The sequence below is a fragment of the Kitasatospora sp. NPDC048545 genome, assembly GCF_040651155.1.
GTDB lineage: Bacteria > Actinomycetota > Actinomycetes > Streptomycetales > Streptomycetaceae > Kitasatospora.
In genome coordinates, this window is record NZ_JBEZIQ010000043.1 from 68,196 (window position 1) to 91,608 (window position 23,413).

A 23,413-nucleotide genomic window follows, 5' to 3' on the forward strand; every position below is an offset into this window, starting at 1 on the left:
GTGACGGGTGACGGGTGACAGACATCGGGTAGCGGATGACAGATTGCAGCTGACAGATGTTGAAATCTGTCAGCTGTCATCTGTTTGCTGACGCCCGTTCCCTGACCCCTTGCCCCTCTGCCCATTGCCGCCTCAACCCCCTCGCCCCCTCCCCGGCTGACGGATCCGACCCGACAGTGGCAGGATGCGGGGCCATGACGACCAGCGAACGCTTCCAGGTACTGCGGGCGAGCGAGCGGCCGGCGACGGCGTGGCTCAACGGGGGCGGGGTGACCAGGGAGGTCGCCGGATTCCCGGCCGAAGCCGGCCTGGACCGGTTCGACTGGCGGGTCAGCCTGGCCGACGTGGCCTCGGCCGGTCCGTTCTCCCCCTTCCCCGGCATCGACCGGGTGATCACCCTGGTCGAGGGCGCCGGCATGGCACTCACCGTCGACGGTGTCGAGCAGCTGGTCGACGCGCCGTACCGGCCGTTCCCGTTCTCCGGCGACGCCACCACCGACTGCCGCCTGCTGGCCGGCCCCGTGGTGGACTTCAACGTGATGACACGGCGCGGCAGGGTCGAGGCCACCGTGGACCTCGCCACCGCACCCGCCGTCGTCGAGGTCCGGGCCGGGAGCACCGCCCTCCTCGTGTGCCTCGCGGGCTCGGCCGTCGTCGGCGGTGCCGAGGCCGTCGAACTCGCCCGCTACGACGCGGCACTGCTCGACGCGGCGGGCACGTACGAGCTGCGCCCGGACGGCGTCACCGCCGTCATCACCTTCTGTACCGCCCACTGACGCACGCACCCCGGCCCGCCACGCCGACGCACCGACCAGCCAAGCGCCACCCGGCACACCCCCACCGACGAGCACGCACCGACCAGCGCACAGCACGCAACGGCGGTGCTCCCCGCCCCCGGTTCAAGGGGGCGGGGAGCACCGCTGCCGCCGTCAGCCGCAGAGCACCGGTGTGGCGTGCGCCGGGTCCAGGGCGTTGGTCACCAGGTGCAGCGCCGTCGGCGAGAACGCGATCCCGACGTGCTCAACGAGTGAGATCGGGCAGTGGTCCTGCAGCACCACGTCGTCGACGCCCGGACCGTTGAGGAACTGGGTCCGCCACGGGGTGACGACCTCGTCGTACACGGTCGAGATCACCGTGTAGCTCACACCCGGCACGGTGTCCGGCCGGGAGGCCATCGCCTTGTTGAAGTCGGAGCCGACCGCCTGGTCCCGGCAGGCCTGGCAGACGGTGTAGATCAGGTCCGCCACGCCGGGGAAGTACGGTGCGAGGTTGACGATCCCGTCGAGCGTCGTGCCGTGGTTGGATGGCGCCAGCCCGACCAGCTTGCCGACCTTGGACGCGCCGCCGAGGAACTTCAGGTAGTAGTTCGGCAGCATGCCGCCCTGCGAGTGCCCGACGATGTCGACCTTGGGCGCGCCGGTCGCGTTGCGCACCAGGTCCACGAAGCCGGCGAGTTGGGCGGCCGAGTCGGGCACCGCGCCGAGCCCGCCGATCGGGAGCAGCAGTCCGCTTCCGGTGGAGGTGATGCCGGGGATGGTCCCGTAGTCCAGGGCGAAAACGCAGTACCCGAGGCTCTTCAGCAGCGGGGAGAGCGCCAGCCAGTTCTCGTAGCGGTTGGCGAAGGTGCCGTGGACCAGGACGACCGGGTCGGGGTGGGCGGCGGTCGGCCGGCAGGTCCAGTCGTTGGCGCCGGGCGGCGAGGCCACCGTGTCGCCGTCGGGCGGCAGTTCGGCGGCGGTCACGCGGGCCGTACCGGCAGCGGCGACGGCGTCCGTAGCGGCAGCCGGCACCGCCGTCGCGCCGACCAGCAGCGCACCCGCCAGCAGGGCCGCGCCCAACGTACCGCCGAGCGTGCGTCGCAGGGGATTTGCGGAGAAGCGGAGAAGTGGGGTTCTCAACTGTTGCCTCCACAGCGGAAGTTTGTTACCAACAGGTAACCCGAGTGGCTCCATCATGCGGTCGCCCCTCCGGCCCGGCCCTTGGGTGTCCCCCAGACCTGGACGGTGTTCTCTGTGACCGGTCACAACGCACCCCACTGCACGCCCCCGGACACCCCCGCACCGGCACCGGGTTGGCGCGTCCCGGTGATCGGCGGTCTCCCGGCCGACCAGCGGCTCCTCTGCGCGGTACCCGAGTTGGCCCAGGCCGTGGTCGCCGCACTGCTGGACCGTGTGCCGGTCTACCGCCGGCTGCCGCGCGAACAGCTCGCCGGCGAACTCACCCGGGACACCGAGCGCCGGATCCGCGCCCTCGCCCACACCGTCCGCACCGGACTCCCCGCCCCCGCCGAGGAGTTCGCCGCCGTCCGGGAGGCCGCCGCCCGGCGCGCCGAGGAGGGCCTGCCGCTGGACGCCGTCCTGCTCGCCCACCACCTCGGGCTGGAGGTCTGCTGGGAGTTCGTCACCCGGCACGCCCGGGACGGCGACTCCGCCGAACTACTGGTCCTCAACCGGCTGTTGCTCGACCAGCTCCGGCGGGCCGCGACCGCGGCCGGAGCCGGCTACCTGGACGGACGTCGCCCGACCGCCGACCGACGGTCCACGGCCAGGCAGTCCCTGCTCACCGCACTGCTCGCGGGCACCCCCGCCGACGGGGCCGCCGCACGCGCCGGGCTCCGGCTGCCCGCCCGCTACGCCGTGCTCTGCCTGTCCGTCGCCGACCACCCCGACGAGCACTCCCCCGGCGTCGACCCGGGCGTCGCCGCCCACCGCAAGCTCCGCCGGCTCGGCGCCGAACTCGATCAACGAACCCGGCAGTCGGCCCTCACGGCGCTCACGTCCTCCGGCGGCCTGGTGCTCGTCCCGCTCGACGAGGCGCCGGGGGCCCCGAACGGGCCTGAGTCCCCGAGACCGTGGAAGCCGTCCAAGCCGTCCAAACCGTGCAAGCCGTCCGGGCCCTCCGTACTCACGGGAAGGTCCGCGCCCCCGAGGCCGTCGCGCCTGTCGGCGTCGGCCGTGCCCACGGGCCCGGTCCCGCCGGAACCTCCTGACGGCGGCGCCGGGATCCCCTGGACCCGGCTCTCCGCCACCCTCGCTGCCGCCTCCCGGGCCGCCGGTGCGCCGATCCTGGCCGGTGCGGCCGCCGCCGTACCCGCCGAGGTACCGGAGGCAGCCGCCCTCGCCTACGAAGTCCTGGACGTCGCCCGGGCGTTCGGACACCCACCCGGGCTGCACCGGCTGGACGACGTCCTGCTGGAGTACCAGCTCAGCCGCCCCAGCCGGGCCCGCGCGGGGCTCGCCGCCCTGCTCGAACCCCTCGCCGACTCCGGGGAGTTGCTCACCACCCTGCGCACCCACCTGGCGGGCGGCCTCAGCCGCCGGCACACCGCGAGCGCGCTCCACCTGCACCCGAACACCGTCGACTACCGGCTGCGCCGGATCGCCGCGCTGACCGGCCTGGATCCGGCCCGGCCCGCCGACGTTCTGCGGATCACCGCCGCCATCGCGGCGCGGGCCGCCGAACAGGGCACCATCGCAGGGTAGTTCGGGCCCCCTTCCGCGCACGGCCGTTCGACCCCGCCCCCACCCCATCCCCCGGGAACATCACGCCGGCAGTCCCGGGAACCCCGGCACCCCGGCACCCCGGCACACCACGCCGGGCGGAACCGGAGGCACCCGCACCGCCGCCGTCCACGAGACGGCAGCAGCACGGGTGCCGACGGCAGGCGCGGTCAGTCGTCCGGCCGGGCGCCTCCGCGGGATCCGGACCTCAGCAGTCGATCCAGCCGTGGGTCAGCACCCAGCCGTTCAGCTTGTCCCAGGTCTGCGGGCCGACGACACCGTCCTGCCCGAGGCCGGTGCACCGCTGGAAGCGCCAGACGGCCGCGTCGGTCCCCTTGCCCCAGATCCCGTCCTCGTCCAGCCGGGCGCTGCCGGAGGAGTACGTGACGTGGTTGAGCTCGCACTGGAGCTGCTTCACCGCGTCACCGGTGTTGCCGTACCGCAGCGTGGGCTGGGCGGCCGTGTACCCGCAGTACTGCGAGGCCTGCGCCGAGGCGGCGGGTGCAGTCGCGATCCCGGCTGCCAACACGATTCCGGCGGTGACGAGGCCGCCGACGAGACGGTTGCGCATGAGATTCCCCCGTTCATAGGTTGATCGTCCATAGGTCGATCAAAATCGAATGAAAGGCACGCTAACCGACGGATCGTCAGAACAGTGGAGAATTCGCCTAAAGGATCGACAAAACCATGGTCAGCCCTGCTCGCCAGGCAGCCGCAGATCCCACCCGACCAGCGCACGCAACTGCTCCGCCGTCACGCCCTCCGGTACCGGCTGGGGCGCGTCGTGGCGCAGCGGCGGCTGCCAGCCCTCCTCCTCGGTCCAGCGGCGGACCACCTTGGCCGGTGCCCCGGCGACCACGCTGTGGTCGGGCACCTCGCCGCGCACCACCGCGCCCGCCGCGACCACCACGTTCCGGCCGAGCCGGGCGCCGGGCAGGATCACCGCACCGGTCCCGATCCAGCTGCCCGCACCGATCTCCACCGGCTCGTTGCGCGGCCACTGCTTGCCGATCGGCAGGTCGGTGGCGCGGTACTCGTGCGCCTGGTCGGAGATGTAGACACCGGGCCCGGTCCAGACGTCGTCGCCGAGCACGATCGACTGGTGGCCGACGATGTGGCTGTCCCGGCCAATCACGCAGCCGCCGCCGATCCGCACGATCGGCTCCGGCCCGAGGTCGAGGCCGGGCAGGAACCCGGCACTGATGGTGACGCGCTCGCCGATGATCGAGAACGGCCCGATGGTGATCCACTGCTCGTTGAACACCGCGCCGAGCGGGAACGCGAGTGTCGTACCGTCCCCCAGCTCGCCGAACCGGTACGGGCCGGGGCTCCGGTTGGTGACCGCGCCCGCCCTCTGCACCCAGCGCCAACCCTGGTGGACGAGGCGCCCGGCGGCACGGCGGCCACCTGCCCGGACGGCGGAGACGAGGGAGCGGGTTATCGGCATGCGCTCACGTTACCGGCCCGTAGCGGAGGCCCAGCCGCCGGGCGGCCAACATCACACCGCCCCCTCCCGGCCCACCCGCCCCACCCGCCCCACCCGCCGCGGGGGCTCCCCAACCCCGCCATTCGAATGACTGTCCGAAAATCGCGGACCGCCCGGCTCCGCAATGGAAGACTCCGCTCCATGGAGATCACCGCGCACATCGACGCGCTGCGACACGAGGGCACCCGGCTCGCCGAGGCCGCCTCCCGTACCGACCTGTCCACCCCCGTCCCCACCTGCCCGGAGTGGCAGGTGCGGGACCTACTCCGACACGTCGGCTCCGTGCACCGCTGGGCCACCGCCATCACCGCCCGGGGCCTGTCGGCGCCGCCGGACGAGGCGACTGCGGAGGCGGCCGTCGGGCCGGTGCCCTCGGACGCCGCACTGCTCGACTGGTACCGCGAGGGCCACGCCACGCTGGTGGACACGCTCACCACCGCTCCGGCCGACCTCGCGTGCTGGAGCTTCCTGCCCACGCCCAGCCCGCTCGCGTTCTGGGCCCGGCGGCAGGCGCACGAAACCGCCATCCACCGGCAGGACGCGGACGCGGCAGCCGGTGTGCCCGGGCCGCCCGTGGACACCACGCTCGCCCTCGACGGCATCGACGAACTGCTTCGCGGCTTCATGACCGGCAGCCGGAGCGCGCTGCGCAGCGACCACCGGCGAACCCTCCTGGTCCGCGCGACCGACGGGCCCGGCTCCTGGCACGTGACGATCACCCGGGAACCCCTGACCGTCACCACCGACGCGAGCGCCGAACCGGCCGACCTGACCCTCGCCGGCCCGGCCCGCGAGCTCTACCGGCTGTTGTGGAACCGGCTGCCCGCCGAGCGGGCCGGGGAGGTCGAGCGGACCGGTGACCGGGGCCTGCTCAACCTCTGGCGGGACACCGCAGTGATCGGCTAGGCCGGACAGGGCCGAGGTCTGACGCCTCCCACGTCCCGCCCCCGGACGCGCCGGCCGGCACGACGCCAATGGCCGGCGCACCCGCGGTCACCACCGCGAACGGTCAGCGCACCCAGCGCGCGGGCCGCTTCTCCAGGAACGCCCGCATGCCCTCCTGCGCCTCCTCCGAGCCGAACAGCCGCGCCGACAGCTCCACCAGCTCGTCGGCGTCCCGCTCGAAGGAGCGCACCACCTCGGCGTTCGCCAGCCGCTTCGACTCCGCCAGCCCCTGCGGGGAGCCCTGGCGCAGCGCGTCCAGCAGGCCCTTCAGGATCACGCCGGTGTCCTCGGCGGACCCGCCGGCGCTGGTGATCAGGCCGATCCGGGCGGCCTCGGCGGCGTCGAAGACCTCGCCGGTGAGGTAGTAGCGGGAGGCGGCGCGCGGATCCAGCTTGGGGCGCAGCGGCAGCGAGATGACGGCGGGCGCGAGGCCGAGCCGGACCTCGGTGAAGGCGAAGGTCGAGGCCGGTCCGGCGACGGCGAGGTCGGCCGCACCGACCAGGCCGAGCCCGCCCGCCCGCACGTGCCCGTCGATGACCGCGATCACCGGCTTCGCGCAGTCCACGATCGCCCGCTGCAGCTCGACCAGGCCGCGCGGGCCGACCGTCGGGTCCGCGCCGGTCGCCTCGGAGAGGTCGGCGCCCGCACAGAACACCTTGCCGGTGTGCCCGAGGATCACGGCGCGGACGTCCGCGTCGGCCGCGGCCGACGCCAGCCCGGCGTGCAGCTCGGCCATCAGGCGGGTGGAGAGCGCGTTGCGGTTGTGCGGCGAGTCGAGGGTGAGCGTGGTGACGGCGTCGGCGGTGCTGACGCGGACGAGGGGCTCTGCGCTGGTCATCGGCGGGGCCTGCCTTCCGGCTGAGGGTGGGTCGGACTGCGGACTACGGGACTGCGGGCGCGGTCCGGGGTGCCGGACGGCGCCCGGACGACTCTGGCACGCCCACCCGCCCCTCGGCCAGAGCCAACCTGCCACGTGCCGGAGCCGACCTGCCGGGTACGGGCGGCCGACCCGCCGTTCAGGAGCGTCCGACCTCCCGCATGCCGGAGCCGACCTGCCGCGCGCCGCGGGCAACCTGCCCCGCACCGGCTGCCCCGCACCGGCTGTCCTGTACCGGCGGCGGAGCCATCACCCACCGGCCCCTGCCTCCCGCGCACGCCGGGGGGCGTCCCGCCCGGCCGAGGCCGACGAACCGCGGGCCCCGGCCGAAATCCGGTGGTCACGGCCACCGCGCCCACGGCAGCATCGTCGCCATGACCGCCGACACTCCCGTCCTGCTCCTCGCGCCGCGCATCAACGAGACGGGCCTCCAGCTGCGCACCGCCGCAGGGCGCCGGGGCCTGCGCGCATGCGTCGCGACGTCCTGGCAGGCCCCGCGCGAACTGCTCGGCGAGCGGGTGCACGTGTACGGCGGTCCGCTGTTCGGCGACGCCGTCGGACGGGACCTCGGACTCGGTCTGCTGGAGCCGTCCGCCGACTGGCTGACCCGCTTGCCGCCGGCCCTGACCGGGCGCCGGGTCGTTTCCACCACCCTGGCCGAGGCGCGCCGACTGGGCCGGCCGGCCTTCGTCAAGCCGCCGGCGGACAAGCTGTTCGCCGCCCGGGTCTACCCCGACGGCGGCGCACTGCCGGGGCCGGACGTGCTCGACGGTGACACGCCGGTGCTGGTGAGCGAGGTGGTGCGGTTCGGCGTGGAGTACCGCCTGTTCGTGCTGGACGGTGAGGTGCGGGCCGGTTCGCGGTACGCGGTGGACGGCGAGTTGTCCGTCGCACCGCTGGAGACCGCGTGCGTTGCCGCCGGACAGGGCGCCGGGGTGCCCGGCGGCGAGGCCGGCGGGGTGCCCGCCGGGGAGGCCGCCGAGGTGCTCGCGTTCACCCGCGACGTACTGGCCGCGGCCGCGGCCGGCGCTCCGTTGCCGAGCGCCTCCGTGGTGGACGTCGGCCGTACGGAGAAGGGACGTTGGGCCGTCGTCGAGGCCAACGCGGCATGGGCCAGCGGTGGTTACGCCGCCGACCCGGCCGCGGTCCTCGACGTGGTCCTGCGGTCGGGCGGGCCGGCCGCCCGACTCCTCACCACCGACCGCCCGTTCCTGCGCGAGCTGCCCGAGGTGGTGCGCTGAGGCCGGTCGGCCGTACGGAGCCGGGGCTTGCGGGGCGGACGGATCATGGCGCACTATCCGCGCCATGACCACCACTCACCTCACCCACATCACCGAGCCGCCCGGGGTCGCGCCCGGCACCGGCTACACCCAGGTCGTCACCGGCACCGGCCGGCTGGTCCAGGTGTCCGGCCAGGTCGCCTTCGACGAGCAGAGGAACCTGGTCGGCGTGGGCGACCCGAAGGCGCAGGCGCGGCAGGTTTTCGAGAACCTGCGCCGCTGCCTGGCCGCCGCCGGGGCCGGGTTCGAGCACGTCGTGAAGTTCACCTTCTTCATGACCGACATCGCCTACCTCGCGGACATCCGCGAGGCCCGTGACGAGTATCTGGGCTCCCTGCCCCTGCCGGCCGCCTCCGCGATGCAGGTGGTGGCCCTGTTCAAGCCCGACGTGCTGATCGAGATCGAGGCGATGGCGGTCCTCCCCGAGTAACCGACGGAAGCCGACGGAAGCCGACGGAAGCCGGCTGGACCCGGCAGGAGCCGGCGCAGACCGACGGGGTTCACCCCGCCCGGAGGCCCGCGTCCCGTCGTCCGGCCCACCGGACGACGGGACGCATCGCCAGTCCGGCCGCCGCCAGCACCACGCCCAGGACCGCCCAGCCGACCGCGCCGTACCCGATCACCAGGGTGCTGACCAGCGCCGGCCCGGCCATCATCGCCGCCGCGGTCCCCGCGTTGAACACGCCCTGGTAGGCGCCGTGGTCGCGCTCGCCCGCGAGGTCGTAGCTCAGTGCCCAGCCGCCCGCCTGGCCGACCACCTCACCGAGCGACTGCAGCGTGACCCCGCCCAGCACCACCACCGCCGCGCCGATCGCGGGCAGACCGTGCGCCAGCGCAAGGACCAGGCAGGAGGCGGCCAGCAGCACCCCGGCGCGTCCGCAGGCCCGGGCGGCGGCCGTCCGCTCCTCGGTGCCCCGGGTGGCCCGCACCTGCAGGGCGATGACCAGCAGGGTGTTGACGATCAGGGTGCCTGCGACGGTGATCCTCGGCGCGTCGGTCTCCTGGACGATCCAGAGCGGCACGCCGACCTCCAGGACGGCGAACTGCAGGCAGAGCACCGCGTTCAGCACGGTCACGGCCAGGAACGGGCCGTCCCGCAGCGCCGGGTTGCGCCGACGCCCCTGCTCGGCGCCCTCGTGCGAGGGGTCCGACGGGTTCGGGGCACCGGTGTCCGCCGCCGCCCCGGCCGCCCCGGCCGCTCCGGCCGCTCCGGCCGCTCCGGCCGACGACTGGACCACCACCGCCCGCCGCGGCACGGCGAGCCGGTGGAACAGCACGGCGACGGCCACGAAGGAGGCCGCGTCGGCCAGGATCGCCGCCAGGTAGACCGGCCGGGTGTCCACCTGGAGCGCGACCGCTCCGAGGGCCGTGCCCAGGCAGATCCCGAGGTTGGTCACCACCCGCAGGTGGGCCCGGCCGGCCACCCGGCGGTCGGCGGGCAGCACCTCGGCGTAGAGCGCGTTCCGCACGGCGGCGGAGCCCCGGTCGACGGCGGAGACCACGCAGGCCAGTGCGACGAAGGCCGGATAGCTGTGCACCAGCGCGTACCCGGCGGTGCCGACGGCTTCCACCGACACCAGTACCACCAGCACCCGCCGGGCGCCCCAACGGTCGGCGGCGCGGCCGGCCGGCACGCTCGCGAGGACCCCGCACAGACCGGCGGCGGTCATCCCGAGGCCCAGCTGGGCGGCGCTCAGACCGAGCACCCGGGTGAAGAACAGCACCGAGACGGCCAGGGAGAGACCGTTGCCCATCGTGTTGACCAGGGTGATCCCGGCCAGCCGACGGACCGTCGGGTCCGGGTGCAGTCGCCGTCGCACGGCGGCGGCGACTCCGGCGCTGCGGGGTGCCACGGACCCGACCGGGTCTTCGGGCAGGGAAGGGGAAGGCGCGGAGGACTCCGCCGTCGAGGTGGTCATACAGGGATCCCACCGCGCCCCGGCCCCGAGCAGTACTCCTTTAGGCTCTGGCTGAATCCTCAGCCGGGCCGCCCGCCCGCCCGGATCCCAGCAGAAGGACACCCGTGCACCGGTTCACGCTCCGCCTGGCCGACCTCGCCACCACCTGGTTCGCCGCCTCCCCGATCCACGAGGCCGTGCTCAGCCTGCGGATGTGGACCCACCCGGGCGTCTACCACCTCCAGAGCCGGGCCTTCGAGCAACTCAGGCCCACCTTCGAGCGGTTGGACTCCCGACTGCTGCTCTCGCTGGTCGCCGGGAACCGCTGGGTCCCGGACTTCCTGACGCCTCGCCCGGCCTCGCCCTCCCCCGAGTTCCGCTCCGAACTCGCCACCGTCCGCGCCCTGCCGCCGGAGCGGTTGCGCGCCGAACTGGAACAGGCCTTCCTCCCGCACGGCCAACCGCTGCCCGCCTCGCTCGACGCCGGACTCGCCGACCCGGAGCGGCTGTTGGCACGGATCGCGGACGCGCTGGAGGAGTACTGGGAGGTGTGTCTCGCCCCCGCGTGGTGGCCGCAGGCCCGCGCGGCGCTGGAGGCCGACCTGGTCTACCGCGCCCGGCTGCTCGCCCGGCACGGCGCGGTGGCCCTCTTCGCCGATCTGGACCACCGGCTCCGCTGGGAGGACGGCGTCCTGTCGATCAACCGGCACTGGACGGACGGGGACGTGGAGACGCCCGTGGACGGACGCGGGCTCGTGCTCTGCCCGACCTTCTTCGTCCGCGGCGCGATCACGATGATCAGCAACGACCGGGCGCCGCAGATCAGTTACCCGGCGCGCGGGCAGGCGGGCATGGCCGGCCGGGTAGCGCCGGTGCCGTCGCGGGCCGTGGAGTCGCTGGTCGGGGCACCGAAGGCCCGGCTGCTGGCCCTGCTGGCCGAACCGGCCTCCACCACGGACCTCGCCTACCGCCTCGGGGTCACTCCGGGCGCGGTCAGCCAGCACCTGTCCGTCCTCGCCGCCACCGGCCTGGTCACCCGGGCCCGGCACGGCCGGTCGGTGCTGTACCGGCGCAGCCCGCTCGGGGACGAGCTGACGGGGGCGAACAGGTGACAGGCGAGGGCCGGCCCGCGGCGGGATGACGTCCGCCCGGCCGCCAACTCCCAAGTGGTACAGACCTGTTGACGCATTGGTCCAGTCCTCCTACAGTGCCCATGCCCCCGCCTCCCCACGGCGCGGGCACCGATCGCACGCGGATCAACCCCGGCTCCACACACCCCGGCCCCGCGCACCCCGGCCCCGCGCACCCCGGCTCCACGTACCCCGGCTCCACGTACCCCGGCTCCACGTACCCCGGTTCTACGCCCCCTGTTCCAACCCCCACAGCCACAGGGAGAACCATGTCCGTTCGGTCCCGGGCCGGACGCCCGCGCATGCGCAGCAGACTGCTCGCACTGCTCAGCGTCCTGCTCCTCCCCCTCGCCGCGCTCACCGCGCTGGCCGCCCCGGCGAACGCCGCCGGGAAGCTCACCGCCACGTTCACCACCGCCGACAACGGCTCCTGGTGGCGGGGCACCTACATCGTCCACAACGACAACGCGACCGCCGTGTCCGGCTGGACCCTCGATTTCGACCTCCCGGCCGGCGTCACCCTGGGCAGCACCTACAACGGCACCGCCATCCTCACCGGCCGGCACGTCAGCGTGGTCGCCGCGTTCTACAACTCCACCGTCAAGGCCCACGGCACCACCGAGCCGTACAGCTTCTGGTTCGTCGGCACCGGCCCGGTCACCACGCCGCTCAACTGCCGCATCAACGGCGACAAGTGCAACGGCACCCCGGACGTCCCGCCGTCCGCCCCGGGCACCCCGACGGTCACCGAGTCCACCGCGCACACGCTCGCCCTGAGCTGGCCGACCGCCACCGGCGGAGACTTCCCGGTCGCCTCGTACGACGTGCTGAACGGCAGCACCGTCCTCGTATCCAGCCCGACCGCCGGCGCCCTGGTCACCGGCCTCACCCCGGCCACCTCCTACACCCTGACGGTCAGGGCCAGGGACAGCCGCGGCAACACCGGCCCGCTCAGCGCACCCGTCACCGCCGCCACCTTCGACCCGTCCACCGACCGGGTACCGCCCACCGCTCCGACCGCCCTGCGGACCACGGCCGTCGGCTCGACGGACGTGACGCTCGCCTGGAACGCCGCGACCGACAACGTCCGGGTCGCCGCGTACGACGTCTACCAGGGTGGCGCGCTGGTGGCGACGGTCACCGGCGGGACGTTGACCGCGTCCGTCGGCAACCTGTCGCCGTCCACCGCCTACACCTTCACCGTGAAGGCCCGCGACGCCGCCGACAACGCCTCGCCCGCCTCCGCCCCGCTCTCCGTGACCACCTCGGACCTCGTCGGCGCCGGGAAGTACGCCCGGGTCGGCTACTTCGTCCAGTGGGGCATCTACGGCCGCCAGTACTTCGTCAAGAACCTCGACACCTCGGGCAGCGCCGCCAAGCTCGACGTCGTCAACTACGCCTTCGAGAACGTCGATCCGGTCAACCTGACCTGCCTCGCGGGCGCCACCAAGGGCACCACCGCCAACCCGCAGGACCCGGACCAGGGCACCGGGGCGGGCGACGCCGACGCCGACTACGCCCGCCCGATGAGCGCCGACCAGTCGGTGGACGGCGTGGCCGACGACGGCTGGGGCAAACTCCGCGGCAACCTCAACCAGTTGAAGAAGCTCAAGGCCAAGTACCCGAACCTGAAGGTGGTCGTCTCGCTCGGCGGCTGGACGTACTCCAAGTACTTCTCCGACGTCGCCGCCACCGACGCCTCCCGTCAGAAGTTCGTCAAGTCCTGCGTGGACACCTGGATCAAGGGCAACCTGCCGGTCTACAACGGCGCCGGCGGCGACGGCGTGGCGGCCGGGATCTTCGACGGCGTCGACCTCGACTGGGAGTGGCCGGGCTCCGGCGACGGCCACGCCGGCAACCACTGGAGTGCCGACGACAAGGACAACCTGACCCTGCTGCTGGCCGAGTTCCGCAAGCAGCTCGACGCGTCGGGCGGCTCGCACAAGCTGCTCACCGCCTTCACCCCGGCCGACCCGGCGAAGGTCGCCACCGGCTGGGACCTGGGCAGGATCTTCACCTCGCTGGACATCGCCAACGTCCAGGGCTACGACTTCCACGGCTCCGGCAGCGACAACTCGTGGGAACCCGACCGCACCGGCCAGGCCTCCAACCTGTACGCGGACCCGAACGACCCGTACGGCTTCCACTTCAGCGTGGACGCGGCCGTCCAGGCCTACCTCGGCGCCGGGGTCAACCCGCGCAAGCTGACCATCGGCTTCCCGTTCTACGGGCGCGGCTGGCAGGGCGTGGCGGACGGCGGCGCCAAGGGCGTCTGGCAGTCCGCGAGCGGCGCCGCACCGGGCCAGTTCGCCGAGGAGGCCGGCACCCGCGGGTACAACAACCTGATCACCGGCCTGGCCGGCCTCACCGTCTACCACGACCCCAAGTCCGTTGCCACGTACGGCTACACGGGAGCCGGCGGCCAGTGGTGGACGTTCGACGACGCCTGGTCGATCGCCCAGAAGACGGCCTACCTCAAGTCGAAGAACCTGCTCGGCGGCATGATCTGGGAGATGTCCGGCGACACCCCGTCGGGCGCGCTCATGACCGCGCTCGACACCGGGCTCAGGTAGCGCTCACCGCCACCCGGCCCGACCCCCCGGCCCCCGGTCCTCGATCCTCGGTCCAGGCACGCGAGGTGAACGGGGCCGGTGCTCCTCCACCACGGGAGGAGCACCGGCCCCGCACCGGCATGACGGGCCGCCTACCGCCACCGCCTACCGCGACGCCATCGACATCAGCTTGCGCGCCGCCCGGTTCTGCCGCAGCAGCTGGGCGAAGGTGGTGTGCCCCTGGGTGGCCCGGGCGAAGGCCCGCCAGGCCGCCGGCACCAGGCACACCGCCGCGTGGAACAGGTACGGCCGCTGCTCGAAGGCACCCAGCAGCTGCTTGCCCGCACGCATCTCCACGCCCAGCCCGGCCTTGACCGCGAACGCGTAGTTGAGCGCCTCGCGCCGCACGGCGGCCGCGTTGCCCGCCTCGGCGACCTTCACCGCCCACTCGCCGGCCAGCCGGCCCGAGCGCAGCGCGTACGAGATGCCCTCACGGGTCCACGGCTCCAACAGCCCGGCCGCGTCGCCGGCGACCAGCACCCGGCCGCGGGAGAGCGGCGAGTCCTCGGCCCGGCAGCGGGTCAGGTGCCCGGACTCGACCGTGGGGGTGAAGCCGGACAGGCCCAGCCGCCGTACGTAGTCGGCGAGGTACCGCTTGGTGCGCTCGCCGTCGCCGCGCGCCGAGATGACGCCGACGGTGAGGCTGCTGGTCTCGGCCTTGGGGAACACCCAGCCGTAACTGCCGGGCAACGGGCCCCAGTCGAGGTGGATCCGACCGGCCCAGTCCGCGGCGACCTGCGGCGGTACCGGGATCTCCGCCTCCAGACCGAGGTCGATCTGGTCGAAGGTGACGCCGACGTGGCGGGCGATCCGGCTCGCGCTGCCGTCCGCGCCGACCACCGCGCGGGCCTCGAAGGTGCGCCCGTCGGCCGCCGTCACCAGCGCGGTCCGGTGCTCGCCGCCACGCTGCTCGACACCGGTGACGGTCACGCCGGTGACCAGCACCGCCCCGGCCGCCTTGGCCGCCTGCACCAGGCGCAGGTCGAACTCGTCCCGGTTGACCAGGCCGAACAGCATCCGCTGGGACCGCCGGGTCCGGGTGTACCGCCCGTCGTACGCGAAGGTGACGGCGTGCACCCGGTCCTGCAGCGGCAGCTGGAAGTCCGGCGGCAGGCTGTCCCTGGAGGGGCCGATGATGCCGCCGCCGCAGGTCTTGTAACGGGGGTGCTCGGCCTTGTCGAGCAGCAGCACCCGGCGGCCCTGGACGGCGGCGGCGTGCGCGGCCGAGGAGCCGGCCGGTCCGGCGCCGACCACCACGACGTCCCAGACGCCGTCCGGCGGCGAAACCGCGTCGTCGAGCGGCGAGGCCGTCCCTTCGAGCGGGCTGTCGAGCGGGCTACGGGAATCGGAGCTTCCGGAGTCAGTCACGTCGAGCAATCCTATGTGTCCACCCGCCCCACCGGACGCCGCACCACTCGAACCCCGCCCTACCGCTCGAATCCCGCGCAGCACTCGAACCCCGCCGCGCCACGCAAACCCCCGCAGCGCCACGCAGACCCCCGTGCCGCCGTCGCCCTGCCGGAAACCGGCCGGACGCCCGCCCCGGACCGCCCGGATCCGCGCCGCCTATGATCGGCAGTACCCCAACCGCCCCGCTCCGCCCGCGGTACCCCGCGGGTGGCCCCACCCCCTCGGAGCCCCGATGTCACAGCCCCTGGCCGACGCAGTCCGGTCCCTGATGGACCGTGCCCGCACCGACCTCGCCGAGCTGGTCGCCTTCCCGTCGGTCGCCGACCCGCGCCAGTTCCCGGTCGAGGAGTGCGAGAAGGCCGCGCGCTGGGTCGCCGACGCTTTCGCCGCCGAGGGCCTGACCGACGTCCGACTGCTCGACACCCCGGACGGCACCCAGTCCGTCTACGCCGAGCTGCCGGGCCCCGAGGGCGCGCCGACCGTCCTGCTCTACTCGCACTACGACGTCCAGCCCCCGCTCGACGAGGACGCCTGGATCAGCCCCGCGTTCGAGCTGACCGAGCGTGACGGCCGCTGGTACGGGCGCGGCGCCGCCGACTGCAAGGGCAACATCCTGATGCACCTGACCGCCCTGCGGGCGCTGCGCCAGGTGTACGGGGACTCCTACCCGGTCGGCCTGAAGATCATCGTCGAGGGCTCGGAGGAGCAGGGCACCGGCGGCCTGGAGCGCTACGCGGAGGCCCACCCCGAGCTGCTCACCGCCGACGCCATCGTCATCGGCGACACCGGCAACTTCGCCCCCGGCCTGCCCACGGTGACCGCCTCGCTGCGCGGCATGACGGTGGTCGAGGCCTCGGTCACCACCCTGGCGGGCAACCTGCACTCCGGCGCCTTCGGCGGCGCCGCCCCGGACGCGCTGCAGTCCCTGGTCCGGATCCTCGCCTCGCTGCACGACGAGAACGGCGACGTCGCGGTCGCCGGGCTGTCCTCCGACCAGACCTGGGAGGGCGTGCAGTACCCGGAGGAGCAGTTCCGCGCCGACGCCAAGGTGCTCGACGGCGTCGCCCTGACCGGCACCGGAACCATCGCCGACCGCCTCTGGGCCCGCCCGTCCGTCACCGTCCTCGGCATCGACGCCCCGCCGGTGATCGGCGCCACCTCCTCCGTCCAGGCCGCCGCCAAGGCCCTGATCAGCCTGCGCGTCCCGCCGGGCACGGACGCCTCCGCCGCCCAGGAGACCCTGGTCGCCCACCTGGAGGCGCAGGTCCCGCTCGGCGCCAAGCTGACCATCCAGCGCCAGGGCAGCGGTTCCGCCTTCCGCGCCGACACCACCGGCCCGGCGTACGAGGCGATGGGCGAGGCCATGGCCGAGGCGTTCGGCACCGACATGGTGGCCTCCGGCGAAGGCGGCTCGATCCCGCTGTGCAACACGCTGCGCTCGCTCTACCCGCAGGCCGAGATCGTGCTGATCGGCGTCGAGGAGCCGACCACCCAGATCCACGCGGTCAACGAGAGCGTCGACCCGCAGGAGCTGGAGCGGATGGCCCTCACCGAGGCCCTCTTCCTGCGTCGTTACGCCGAGCTGCGCTCCGTCTGACGGACGTCCGGCCGGGAGCCGCCGCTCGCGGCTCCCGGTCCCGGCCGTCCGCCGCGCGCCCGTCGGACGGCCGCCACCACCGCCGCGTACCCGACGGCACCGACCGCGAGGCCGGCCCCGGCACCGAAGCAGACCTCCGGCACCAGGTTCCGCTTCAGCGGGCTGAGCCGGTGCAGCACCCCGGCCGCCGTCGCCGCACCCAGCAGCGCGACGGCGGCCCGCCGCGTCCCGGGCGCGAGCGCCACCTCCGGCCGCGCCGGCTCGACGGCCCGCACCGCACGCGCCGCCCACCCTCCCATCGCCACCAGCGCGAGCGCCGAACTGCCGTACTGCAGCGCCTCGTACACCGGCACACCGGCCACCGACCGGTCCAGTACGGGCAGCAGCCGGACGCCCAGCCGGCCCCCGTGCGTGAACGCGTCCCAGCCGACATGGGTGGCCGCACCGATCGCCGCCGACGCCGCGAACCAGGCCGCGTCCGCACCTGCGACACCGCCCGCCCGGACACCGCCGGCTCCGACCCGGCGAGCCGTCAGCGCCTCGGCGCCGCCCGCGAACCGCTCGGGCAGCAGCGCCACCAACGGTCCCCGCAGGAGCCCGTGCCAGCCGGCCACCAGCGCGCCGGCGATCGCCACGTCCAGCGTCGGCACCGCCCACCAGCGGTGCGTCAGCCCGCCGTGGCCGTACACCCCTGGCAGCAGGGACTCGGCGAAGAACGGCACGTCGGGCGCCATGGACCCGGCGACCAGCGCCGACGCCACCAACGGCCCGCGCACCCCGGCACGGCGCAGCAGGGGCAGGACGGCGGCGGGGTGGCTCAGCGTGAAGGGCATGACCCCATCCTCCCGCCGGCGCCGGCGGCCGGGCGAACCCGGGGGTGCGGCCGCACCCGACCGTCCGACCGCCCACGCCGTACGCGGACCCGCCACCCCGCCCGGACCGCCCGACCGCCCACGGCCCGATCGCGCCCCCGCTACGCCGCGTCCGCCGCGCTCGCCATCCCGACGGCCACCCGGCACCCCGCCTCCAGGTACCGCAGCTCGCCACTGCGCCGGGCGTCCAGGGCGGCCGCCAGGCGCCGGTACCGGCTCGGCGGCAGCAGTTCGGCGGCCTCGTCCAGCGTGACGAAGCGCCAGCTGCGCAACTCCTCCGGCTGCAGCAACAGGTTCTGGCGGCCCGCCTCGTCCAGCAGGCCCCCGTCGTACATCAGCCGCAGGCCGCCGCGGCGCGGACCGGTGCGCGGTTCCCAGTCGACGGCGAGCAGGCGCAGCCCGGCCGGATCGAGGCGCAGGCCGAGTTCCTCGGCGGTCTCGCGCAGCGCGGCGTCGGTGGGGGCCTCACCGCGCTCGACCACGCCTCCGGGGAAGTCCCAGTCGGGTTTGTAGACGGGATCGACCAGCAGGACGCGGTCCTGCTCGTCGAAGAACAGGACGGCGGAGGCCACGGTGTCCCCGGTCGGGTCCGGGCTCTGGACGATCGGGCAGCGGGCTGCACCGACCCGGACCAGCTCGGCGATCCGGCGGGCGGTCTCCTGCGGCGTGAGCGCGCTGGTGTCGACCATGCGGGCGTCGCCGACCAGCCAGCGGCGGGCGGCACGGTAGCGGGGCAGGTGTTCGATGCACCAGGTGCGGACCCGTGCGCTGGCCTCCGGGTCGTCCGGGCATTCCTCGCGGTGGGCGATGCGCTCGCGCAGGATCGTTTCTTCTGGGTCCAGCACGAAGTGGTGCACCGTGATCCCGTGGGAGGCGAGGTCGCCGAAGATCTCGTCCCGGTAGTCCTCTCTGAGCAGGGTCATCGGGACCACCAGCGGCCCCCCGACCTCGTCGAGCAGTGCGGCCGCCGTCTCGGGGACGAGCCGGCGCCAGGCCGCCAGGTCCTGGAAGTCGGACACCGTCGCCAGCCGGTCGGCCGGGAGCATCCGGCGCAGACCGAAGCCCACCAGCTCGGGATCGAAGAGCACGCTCCCGGGCAGCAGTTCCACCAACTCGCGGCAGGCACTGGTCTTGCCCGCCCCGAATGTGCCATTGACCCAGACGATCACAACGTCCCCTGCCCCTCGACTTCCCCCGATGCCGATCGCACCGGGCAGCGCCCCCGTCAGCCGAACCAGCGCCACCCGTGGTGGTACCCGCGCCACGCCGCTCCCCATGCCTCCCCGACGCGCCCGCCCGCGCGCCCCGGATTGCCCAGTGACAGCGGCATGTGCCCAGGCCAGGCGCTCGCGCGCGGAAATATGCAGACCGGTCTACATCAAAATTGCACCCCTTCACCACTGCTCACGCACAGGGCGCCGGATGGGTCGACCTCCCGCGCACGCCCGCCCGCTCACCGCTCGCGCCCCGGCTCCCGCGCCGCCGACCTGCCCCGTCCGCACCCCTCGGCACCCCTCGGCACCCCTCGGCACCCGTCCGCACCTGCCGGCGCCGCCACCGCGCCTCGCCCCGCGCCCGCCCGCCGGGCCCGCCCGCCCGCTTGCGCAGCGCGCACCCGGGCACGTACAGAGGAACGATGAAGCTGCTGCCAGTCGGCCGGGTCGTCGTCATCGGATCGGTCAACACCGACCGGATCCTCCGCTGCCCCGTACTCCCGTCCCCCGGCGAGACCGTCCTCTCCGACACCGCCACCCGGGGATTCGGCGGCAAAGGTGCCAACCAGGCGGTGGCGGCGGCCCGGATGGGCGCGGCGACGCACCTGGTCGCCAAGATCGGGCACGACGCCGAGGGCGAGGCGGCGCTCGCCGACCTGCACGGCGCGGAGGTCGAGACGGGCGCCGTCCTGACGCACCCCGACGCGCCCACCGGCCAGGCGATCGTCATGGTCGACCCGTCCGGGGAGAACAGCATCGTCGTCGTCCCCGGCGCCAACGCGCACCTCACCCCGGAGGAGGTCACCGCTGCCCTGGCCCGCCTGCGTCTGCTCCCCGTCGACGTGGTCCTCACCAGCAACGAGGTCCCCGCGGCGTGCATCCGCGCGACGGCCGCGGCCCTGCCCGTCACGGGCCCCTCCGGCGGCACCCGGTGGCTGCACAACGCCGCTCCGGCCGGAGCCCTGCCCGACACCGGCCCGACCGGGCGCCGCCCCCTGGTCGTCGCCAACGCCGTCGAGGCCCGCCAGCTGACCGGGGCCGCCGACGTCACCGAAGCCGCCCGGCTCCTCGCCGACCGCGCCGAGGGCGTCGTGATCACCCTCGGCGGGGACGGCGCCCTGGTCCTCACGGACGGGCGGTCGAGCCGGCTGCCGGCCCCCGCCGTCCGGGTGGTCGACACCACCGGAGCGGGCGACGCCTTCTGCGGCGCCCTCGCCGCCGGCCTCGCGCGCGGCGCCGACCTCCCCGGAGCGGCGGCCACCGCCGTCGCCGCCGGGGCCTTCGCCGTCACCGCCCTCGGCGCCCGCGGCGCGCTCCCCCGACCGACGGACCTCTGACCGCGCGCCGAACCGGCCGCATCGGGGGCGCCGGCCCTGCCGGACGCCCCCGACGCGCAAACCCGGGTACCCGGGTACCCGCGACGGCGCTACGGCCGCCCCATGAACGCCGGGTAGTAGCCGCTGCTGATCCCCGAGATCCGGATGCTGGTCCCCGGCCGCGCGGCCTCGACGTACTGGTTGTTGCCCAGGTAGATCGCCACGTGCTGGATGCCCCGCGCAGTCCCGTCCGGCGACCAGAACAGCAGGTCACCGCGGCGGAGCTGGCTCGCCTTGACGGGCGTGGTCGCCGCGAACTGGTCGTTGGCGACCCGCGGCAGGCTGATGCCGCCGCGCCTGAAGGACTGCTGGACCAGGCCCGAGCAGTCGTACCCGTCCGGCCCGTTGCCCGCCGTCCGGAACGGCTTGCCCAGTTGGGCGAGCGCGTACTGCACGGCGGTCTCGACGTCCGGGTCCGCGGCCACCGAGCCGCCGGACGAACCCGAGCCCGCGGAGCCCGACGAGGACGAGGAGCCGCCCCCGGTCCGCGCCAGGTAGATGTCGTAGTGCGTGGTCCAGCGCCACTCGCCCTTGCTGTTGCGGAACCAGTAGCGCGAACCGTCCCAGCCCTGCTTGATCCCCCCGCTCGACGACGTGGTCGTGGACTTCGTCCCGCCACCGGTCCGCGCCACGTACACGTCGTAGTGCGAGGTCCAGCGCCACTGCCCCTGGCTGTTCTTGAACCAGTACCGCGAGCCGTCCCACCCGGCGTGCGCCGGCGCGGTCTCGGCCGCCGCGGGGGTCACGCCGGTCCCGAGGCCGAGCACGCCCGCTCCGGTCGCGATCACGGCCACCATGCCTATCCCCCGGCGGAGCCGCGCGGCCCTGGAGGAACGGGAGGAACGGGCGGTGGCAGCGGCCTGCTGCGCGGTCGGTTCGTCGGCGGCATCCGGTGCGCCGGTGTTGACGGTGGTCATCCCTGCTGACTTCCTTCACTGCTGTGGATCTCAGCGAGAGGCTGCGGATCGCCGCGACTCGCTGCGGACTGCCGCCGGAACGGGCGGCTGCGGTACTGATTCGAACCGCCGTGGTCCCGGTACCACCGGTTCCCACGGCCGGACAGACCGAGGCCTGCCTGTTCGTCACGTTAGGCACGCATCCGCTCACAGCGCGCAGTGGAGTGCGCCAATGGAAGGGGTCACGGGCGGTGAGCACCGACGCCGCATCAGGGTGAACACCCGTCACCGGGGAGACGTCCGACGCCCCCTCATCACCGGCCGTCGGCCTCCGTCAGCAGTTGCTTCTTCAGCACCTTTCCCAGTGCGTTGCGGGGCAGTTCGGGTACCAGCACGACCCGGCGCGGCCGCTTGTGCACCGAGAGCCGCTCCGCCACAAAAGCCGTCAGCTGTTCCCCAGTCACAGCGCCGTCCGGGATGACGTACGCCACGACCGCCTGTCCGAGATCCGGGTCCGGCACGCCGACCACCGCCGCGTCGGCGACCGACGGGTGGTCGCGCAGCGCGGCCTCCACCTCGCCCGCGCCGATCCGGTAGCCGCCGCTCTTGATCAGGTCCACCGAGGCCCGGCCGACGATCCGGTGGAAGCCGTCCGGCCCGATCACCGCGACGTCGCCGGTGCGGAACCAGCCGTCCGCCGTCCAGGCCTCGGCGTCGGCGTCCGGCCGGTTGAGGTAGCCGCTGAACAGCGTCGGGCCGGACACCTGCAGCTCACCGACGGTCTCCCCGTCGTACGGCAGCCGCGTGCCGTCCTCGCCGACCAGCCGGGTGCGCACCCCGTCCAGCGGCAGGCCGACGCTGCCGGGGCGCCGCTCGCCGTCGGCCCTGGTGCTGACGGTGATCAGCGATTCGGTCATCCCGTACCGCTCGATCGGGGCGTGCCCGGTGAGCGCGGCCAGCTTCTCGAACACCGGCACGGGCAGCGGCGCGCTGCCGGAGACCAGCAGCCGGGCCGGGGCCAACCGGGCTGCCGCCTCGGGGTCCGCCGCCAGCCGGGACCAGACGGTGGGCACGCCGAAGTACAGGCTGCCGCCGGCCGCCGCGTACCCGGCTGGGGTGGGCCGGCCGGTGTGCACCAGCCGACTGCCGGTGCGCAGGGCTCCGAGCACGCCGAGCAACAGGCCGTGCACGTGGAACAGCGGCAGGCCGTGGGCGAGGGTGTCCTCTGCGGTCCACTGCCAGGCCGCGGCCAGCGCGTCCAGGTCGGCGGCGATCGCCCCGCGCCGGATCACCGCGCCCTTGGGCGCGCCGGTGGTGCCCGAGGTGTAGAGCACGAAGCCGGTGGAGTCCGCGGCCGGCTCGGCGTACGTGGCGGCGGAGCGCTGCAGCGGATCGACCGGCAGGCCCTCCACCGGGCCGGACCCGGGCAGCGCCTCCCCGGCGGCGTGGGTGAGCAGCGTCGCGCCCGAGTCGCGCAGGATGTGCTCGCGCTCCTTGGGCCCCGAGTCGGGCGGCAGCGGCACCACCGGGACGCCCGCGAGCAGGCCGCCGACCACGGCGGTGACCGTCTCGACGGTGGGCCGGGCGAGCACCGCCAGCGCGGGGGCGCCGGCCACCCGGTCCGCGACGGCGGTCGCCGCGCCCAGCAGTTCCTCCCGGGAGAGCGTCCGACCGTCGATCCGCAGCGCGTCCGCCGCGTCGCCGAATCCGCCCTGAAGTGCCGTCAGCAGTGCCATGCCACCGTCCTCGCCCTCGTCCCACGCTGTCGCGTCGCGTCCCGCACATCACACGCCCGGGTCATGCGTTCACCTCATGCCCCGGACGCCACACGTCAGGGGCATGAGTACGGCTCATGCCCCGCCCGCCACACGATCGGGTCATGAGCCCCGCTCATCCCCCGACATGAGTACGGCTCATGCCCGCACGTCACGCGTTCGCGCCGACTCTACGGGCCGCGGCACCACCCGCCGTGCTCCGGGGACGACGACGGAGGGCGTGGCACCGAGCACCCGGCGCCACGCCCTCCGAACCTTCCCGCGGGATCAGGCCTTGCGGGCCTTCACCTCGGCGGTGAGCTGCGGCAGGACCTCGAAGAGGTCACCGACCACGCCGTAGTCGACCAGCTCGAAGATCGGGGCCTCGGGGTCCTTGTTGACGGCCACGATGGTCTTCGAGGTCTGCATGCCGGCCCGGTGCTGGATCGCGCCGGAAATGCCCGCCGCGATGTACAGCTGCGGGGAGACCTGCTTGCCGGTCTGGCCGACCTGGCTGCTGTGCGGGTACCAGCCGGCGTCGACCGCGGCACGGGAGGCGCCGACGG

General features: G+C 74.3%; 20 protein-coding genes. 9 read left to right on the top strand and 11 right to left on the bottom strand.

What is annotated here, in order from left to right:
• Nucleotides 1–194 precede the first annotated feature (194 nt).
• Nucleotides 195–776, top strand: coding sequence for a HutD family protein (locus tag AB0D10_RS32570; RefSeq protein ID WP_360262559.1), 582 nt, complete (start codon nt 195–197; stop codon nt 774–776).
• A gap of 153 nt (nt 777–929) precedes the next feature.
• Here the strand turns inward: AB0D10_RS32570 and AB0D10_RS32575 are convergent, their stop codons facing one another.
• Nucleotides 930–1,898, bottom strand: a complete 969-nt coding sequence (locus AB0D10_RS32575) for an alpha/beta fold hydrolase (RefSeq protein ID WP_360262560.1) — start codon at nt 1,896–1,898, stop codon at nt 930–932.
• 114 nt (nt 1,899–2,012) lie between these two features.
• Between AB0D10_RS32575 and AB0D10_RS32580 the strand changes: the two genes are divergently transcribed.
• Nucleotides 2,013–3,482, top strand: a complete 1,470-nt coding sequence (locus tag AB0D10_RS32580) for a helix-turn-helix domain-containing protein (RefSeq protein ID WP_360262561.1) — start codon at nt 2,013–2,015, stop codon at nt 3,480–3,482.
• Nucleotides 3,483–3,708: 226 nt separating this feature from the next.
• Here the strand turns inward: AB0D10_RS32580 and AB0D10_RS32585 are convergent, their stop codons facing one another.
• Both AB0D10_RS32585 and AB0D10_RS32590 read right to left on the bottom strand, forming a co-directional pair.
• A complete protein-coding gene (locus tag AB0D10_RS32585) occupies nt 3,709–4,071 on the bottom strand; it encodes a peptidoglycan-binding domain-containing protein (RefSeq protein ID WP_360262562.1) in 363 nt (120 codons plus the stop codon).
• Nucleotides 4,072–4,191: 120 nt separating this feature from the next.
• On the bottom strand, nt 4,192–4,947 hold the full coding sequence (locus tag AB0D10_RS32590; protein ID WP_360262563.1) for a DapH/DapD/GlmU-related protein: 756 nt from the start codon (nt 4,945–4,947) through the stop codon (nt 4,192–4,194).
• 180 nt (nt 4,948–5,127) lie between these two features.
• Here AB0D10_RS32590 and AB0D10_RS32595 point away from each other — a divergent pair, with 180 nt between their 5' ends.
• The gene (locus tag AB0D10_RS32595; RefSeq protein WP_360262564.1) at nt 5,128–5,892 is read left to right on the top strand and encodes a maleylpyruvate isomerase family mycothiol-dependent enzyme; all 765 of its coding nucleotides are present in this window, start codon (nt 5,128–5,130) and stop codon (nt 5,890–5,892) included.
• A 103-nt stretch (nt 5,893–5,995) separates the two neighbouring features.
• Here the strand turns inward: AB0D10_RS32595 and AB0D10_RS32600 are convergent, their stop codons facing one another.
• Nucleotides 5,996–6,769 carry an enoyl-CoA hydratase family protein gene (locus AB0D10_RS32600; protein WP_360262565.1) on the bottom strand — a complete coding sequence of 258 codons (774 nt, stop codon included), beginning with the start codon at nt 6,767–6,769 and terminating at the stop codon, nt 5,996–5,998.
• Between the two features lie 413 nt (nt 6,770–7,182).
• Between AB0D10_RS32600 and AB0D10_RS32605 the strand changes: the two genes are divergently transcribed.
• Both AB0D10_RS32605 and AB0D10_RS32610 read left to right on the top strand, forming a co-directional pair.
• Complete coding sequence (locus tag AB0D10_RS32605) at nt 7,183–8,049, top strand: ATP-grasp domain-containing protein (RefSeq protein ID WP_360262566.1); 867 nt, start codon at nt 7,183–7,185, stop codon at nt 8,047–8,049.
• Between the two features lie 64 nt (nt 8,050–8,113).
• A complete protein-coding gene (locus AB0D10_RS32610; protein ID WP_360262567.1) occupies nt 8,114–8,518 on the top strand; it encodes a RidA family protein in 405 nt (134 codons plus the stop codon).
• 70 nt (nt 8,519–8,588) lie between these two features.
• Here AB0D10_RS32610 and AB0D10_RS32615 read toward each other — a convergent pair whose 3' ends face one another.
• On the bottom strand, nt 8,589–10,007 hold the full coding sequence (locus AB0D10_RS32615) for an MFS transporter (RefSeq protein WP_360262568.1): 1,419 nt from the start codon (nt 10,005–10,007) through the stop codon (nt 8,589–8,591).
• Nucleotides 10,008–10,111: 104 nt separating this feature from the next.
• On the opposite strand from AB0D10_RS32615, the gene AB0D10_RS32620 reads away from it, so the two are divergent.
• Nucleotides 10,112–11,098 (top strand): helix-turn-helix domain-containing protein, encoded by a 987-nt coding sequence (locus AB0D10_RS32620; protein ID WP_360262569.1) that lies wholly within the window; start codon nt 10,112–10,114, stop codon nt 11,096–11,098.
• A 320-nt stretch (nt 11,099–11,418) separates the two neighbouring features.
• Nucleotides 11,419–13,689 (top strand): glycosyl hydrolase family 18 protein, encoded by a 2,271-nt coding sequence (locus AB0D10_RS32625; RefSeq protein WP_360262570.1) that lies wholly within the window; start codon nt 11,419–11,421, stop codon nt 13,687–13,689.
• Between the two features lie 144 nt (nt 13,690–13,833).
• On the opposite strand, the gene AB0D10_RS32630 is transcribed toward AB0D10_RS32625, so the two are convergent.
• Nucleotides 13,834–14,985 (bottom strand): geranylgeranyl reductase family protein, encoded by a 1,152-nt coding sequence (locus AB0D10_RS32630; RefSeq protein WP_360262584.1) that lies wholly within the window; start codon nt 14,983–14,985, stop codon nt 13,834–13,836.
• Nucleotides 14,986–15,370: 385 nt separating this feature from the next.
• Here AB0D10_RS32630 and AB0D10_RS32635 point away from each other — a divergent pair, with 385 nt between their 5' ends.
• Nucleotides 15,371–16,735 carry a dipeptidase gene (locus AB0D10_RS32635; RefSeq protein WP_360262571.1) on the top strand — a complete coding sequence of 455 codons (1,365 nt, stop codon included), beginning with the start codon at nt 15,371–15,373 and terminating at the stop codon, nt 16,733–16,735.
• Here the strand turns inward: AB0D10_RS32635 and AB0D10_RS32640 are convergent.
• The gene (locus tag AB0D10_RS32640; RefSeq protein WP_360262572.1) at nt 16,711–17,568 is read right to left on the bottom strand and encodes a DUF4184 family protein; all 858 of its coding nucleotides are present in this window, start codon (nt 17,566–17,568) and stop codon (nt 16,711–16,713) included. The genes AB0D10_RS32635 and AB0D10_RS32640 overlap by 25 nt on opposite strands.
• Before the next feature lie 140 nt (nt 17,569–17,708).
• Nucleotides 17,709–18,776, bottom strand: coding sequence for an NUDIX domain-containing protein (locus AB0D10_RS32645; protein ID WP_360262573.1), 1,068 nt, complete (start codon nt 18,774–18,776; stop codon nt 17,709–17,711).
• A gap of 467 nt (nt 18,777–19,243) precedes the next feature.
• Here AB0D10_RS32645 and AB0D10_RS32650 point away from each other — a divergent pair, with 467 nt between their 5' ends.
• Entirely contained in the window at nt 19,244–20,158 is a 915-nt protein-coding gene (locus tag AB0D10_RS32650; RefSeq protein ID WP_360262574.1) for a PfkB family carbohydrate kinase, read from the top strand.
• Nucleotides 20,159–20,247: 89 nt separating this feature from the next.
• On the opposite strand, the gene AB0D10_RS32655 is transcribed toward AB0D10_RS32650, so the two are convergent.
• The 3 genes from AB0D10_RS32655 to AB0D10_RS32665 form a co-directional block, all read right to left on the bottom strand.
• On the bottom strand, nt 20,248–21,114 hold the full coding sequence (locus tag AB0D10_RS32655) for a C40 family peptidase (RefSeq protein WP_360262575.1): 867 nt from the start codon (nt 21,112–21,114) through the stop codon (nt 20,248–20,250).
• Between the two features lie 293 nt (nt 21,115–21,407).
• Complete coding sequence (locus tag AB0D10_RS32660) at nt 21,408–22,829, bottom strand: acyl-CoA synthetase (RefSeq protein ID WP_360262576.1); 1,422 nt, start codon at nt 22,827–22,829, stop codon at nt 21,408–21,410.
• A gap of 306 nt (nt 22,830–23,135) precedes the next feature.
• A partial coding sequence (locus tag AB0D10_RS32665; protein WP_360262577.1) for an electron transfer flavoprotein subunit alpha/FixB family protein occupies nt 23,136–23,413 on the bottom strand: 278 nt, incomplete at its 5' end.

Excerpts from the sequence above, each read along its gene's own strand:
- AB0D10_RS32615 (WP_360262568.1), bottom strand. The coding sequence starts at position 10,007 with ATGACCACCTCGACGGCGGAGTCCTCCGCGCCTTCCCCTTCCCTGCCC.
- AB0D10_RS32655 (WP_360262575.1), bottom strand. The coding sequence starts at position 21,114 with ATGACCACCGTCAACACCGGCGCACCGGATGCCGCCGACGAACCGACC.
- AB0D10_RS32590 (WP_360262563.1), bottom strand. The coding sequence starts at position 4,947 with ATGCCGATAACCCGCTCCCTCGTCTCCGCCGTCCGGGCAGGTGGCCGC.
- AB0D10_RS32610 (WP_360262567.1), top strand. The coding sequence starts at position 8,114 with ATGACCACCACTCACCTCACCCACATCACCGAGCCGCCCGGGGTCGCG.
- AB0D10_RS32635 (WP_360262571.1), top strand. The coding sequence starts at position 15,371 with ATGTCACAGCCCCTGGCCGACGCAGTCCGGTCCCTGATGGACCGTGCC.
- AB0D10_RS32600 (WP_360262565.1), bottom strand. The coding sequence starts at position 6,769 with ATGACCAGCGCAGAGCCCCTCGTCCGCGTCAGCACCGCCGACGCCGTC.
- AB0D10_RS32570 (WP_360262559.1), top strand. The coding sequence starts at position 195 with ATGACGACCAGCGAACGCTTCCAGGTACTGCGGGCGAGCGAGCGGCCG.
- AB0D10_RS32585 (WP_360262562.1), bottom strand. The coding sequence starts at position 4,071 with ATGCGCAACCGTCTCGTCGGCGGCCTCGTCACCGCCGGAATCGTGTTG.
- AB0D10_RS32650 (WP_360262574.1), top strand. The coding sequence starts at position 19,244 with ATGAAGCTGCTGCCAGTCGGCCGGGTCGTCGTCATCGGATCGGTCAAC.
- AB0D10_RS32595 (WP_360262564.1), top strand. The coding sequence starts at position 5,128 with ATGGAGATCACCGCGCACATCGACGCGCTGCGACACGAGGGCACCCGG.
- AB0D10_RS32640 (WP_360262572.1), bottom strand. The coding sequence starts at position 17,568 with ATGCCCTTCACGCTGAGCCACCCCGCCGCCGTCCTGCCCCTGCTGCGC.
- AB0D10_RS32625 (WP_360262570.1), top strand. The coding sequence starts at position 11,419 with ATGCGCAGCAGACTGCTCGCACTGCTCAGCGTCCTGCTCCTCCCCCTC.
- AB0D10_RS32605 (WP_360262566.1), top strand. The coding sequence starts at position 7,183 with ATGACCGCCGACACTCCCGTCCTGCTCCTCGCGCCGCGCATCAACGAG.
- AB0D10_RS32660 (WP_360262576.1), bottom strand. The coding sequence starts at position 22,829 with ATGGCACTGCTGACGGCACTTCAGGGCGGATTCGGCGACGCGGCGGAC.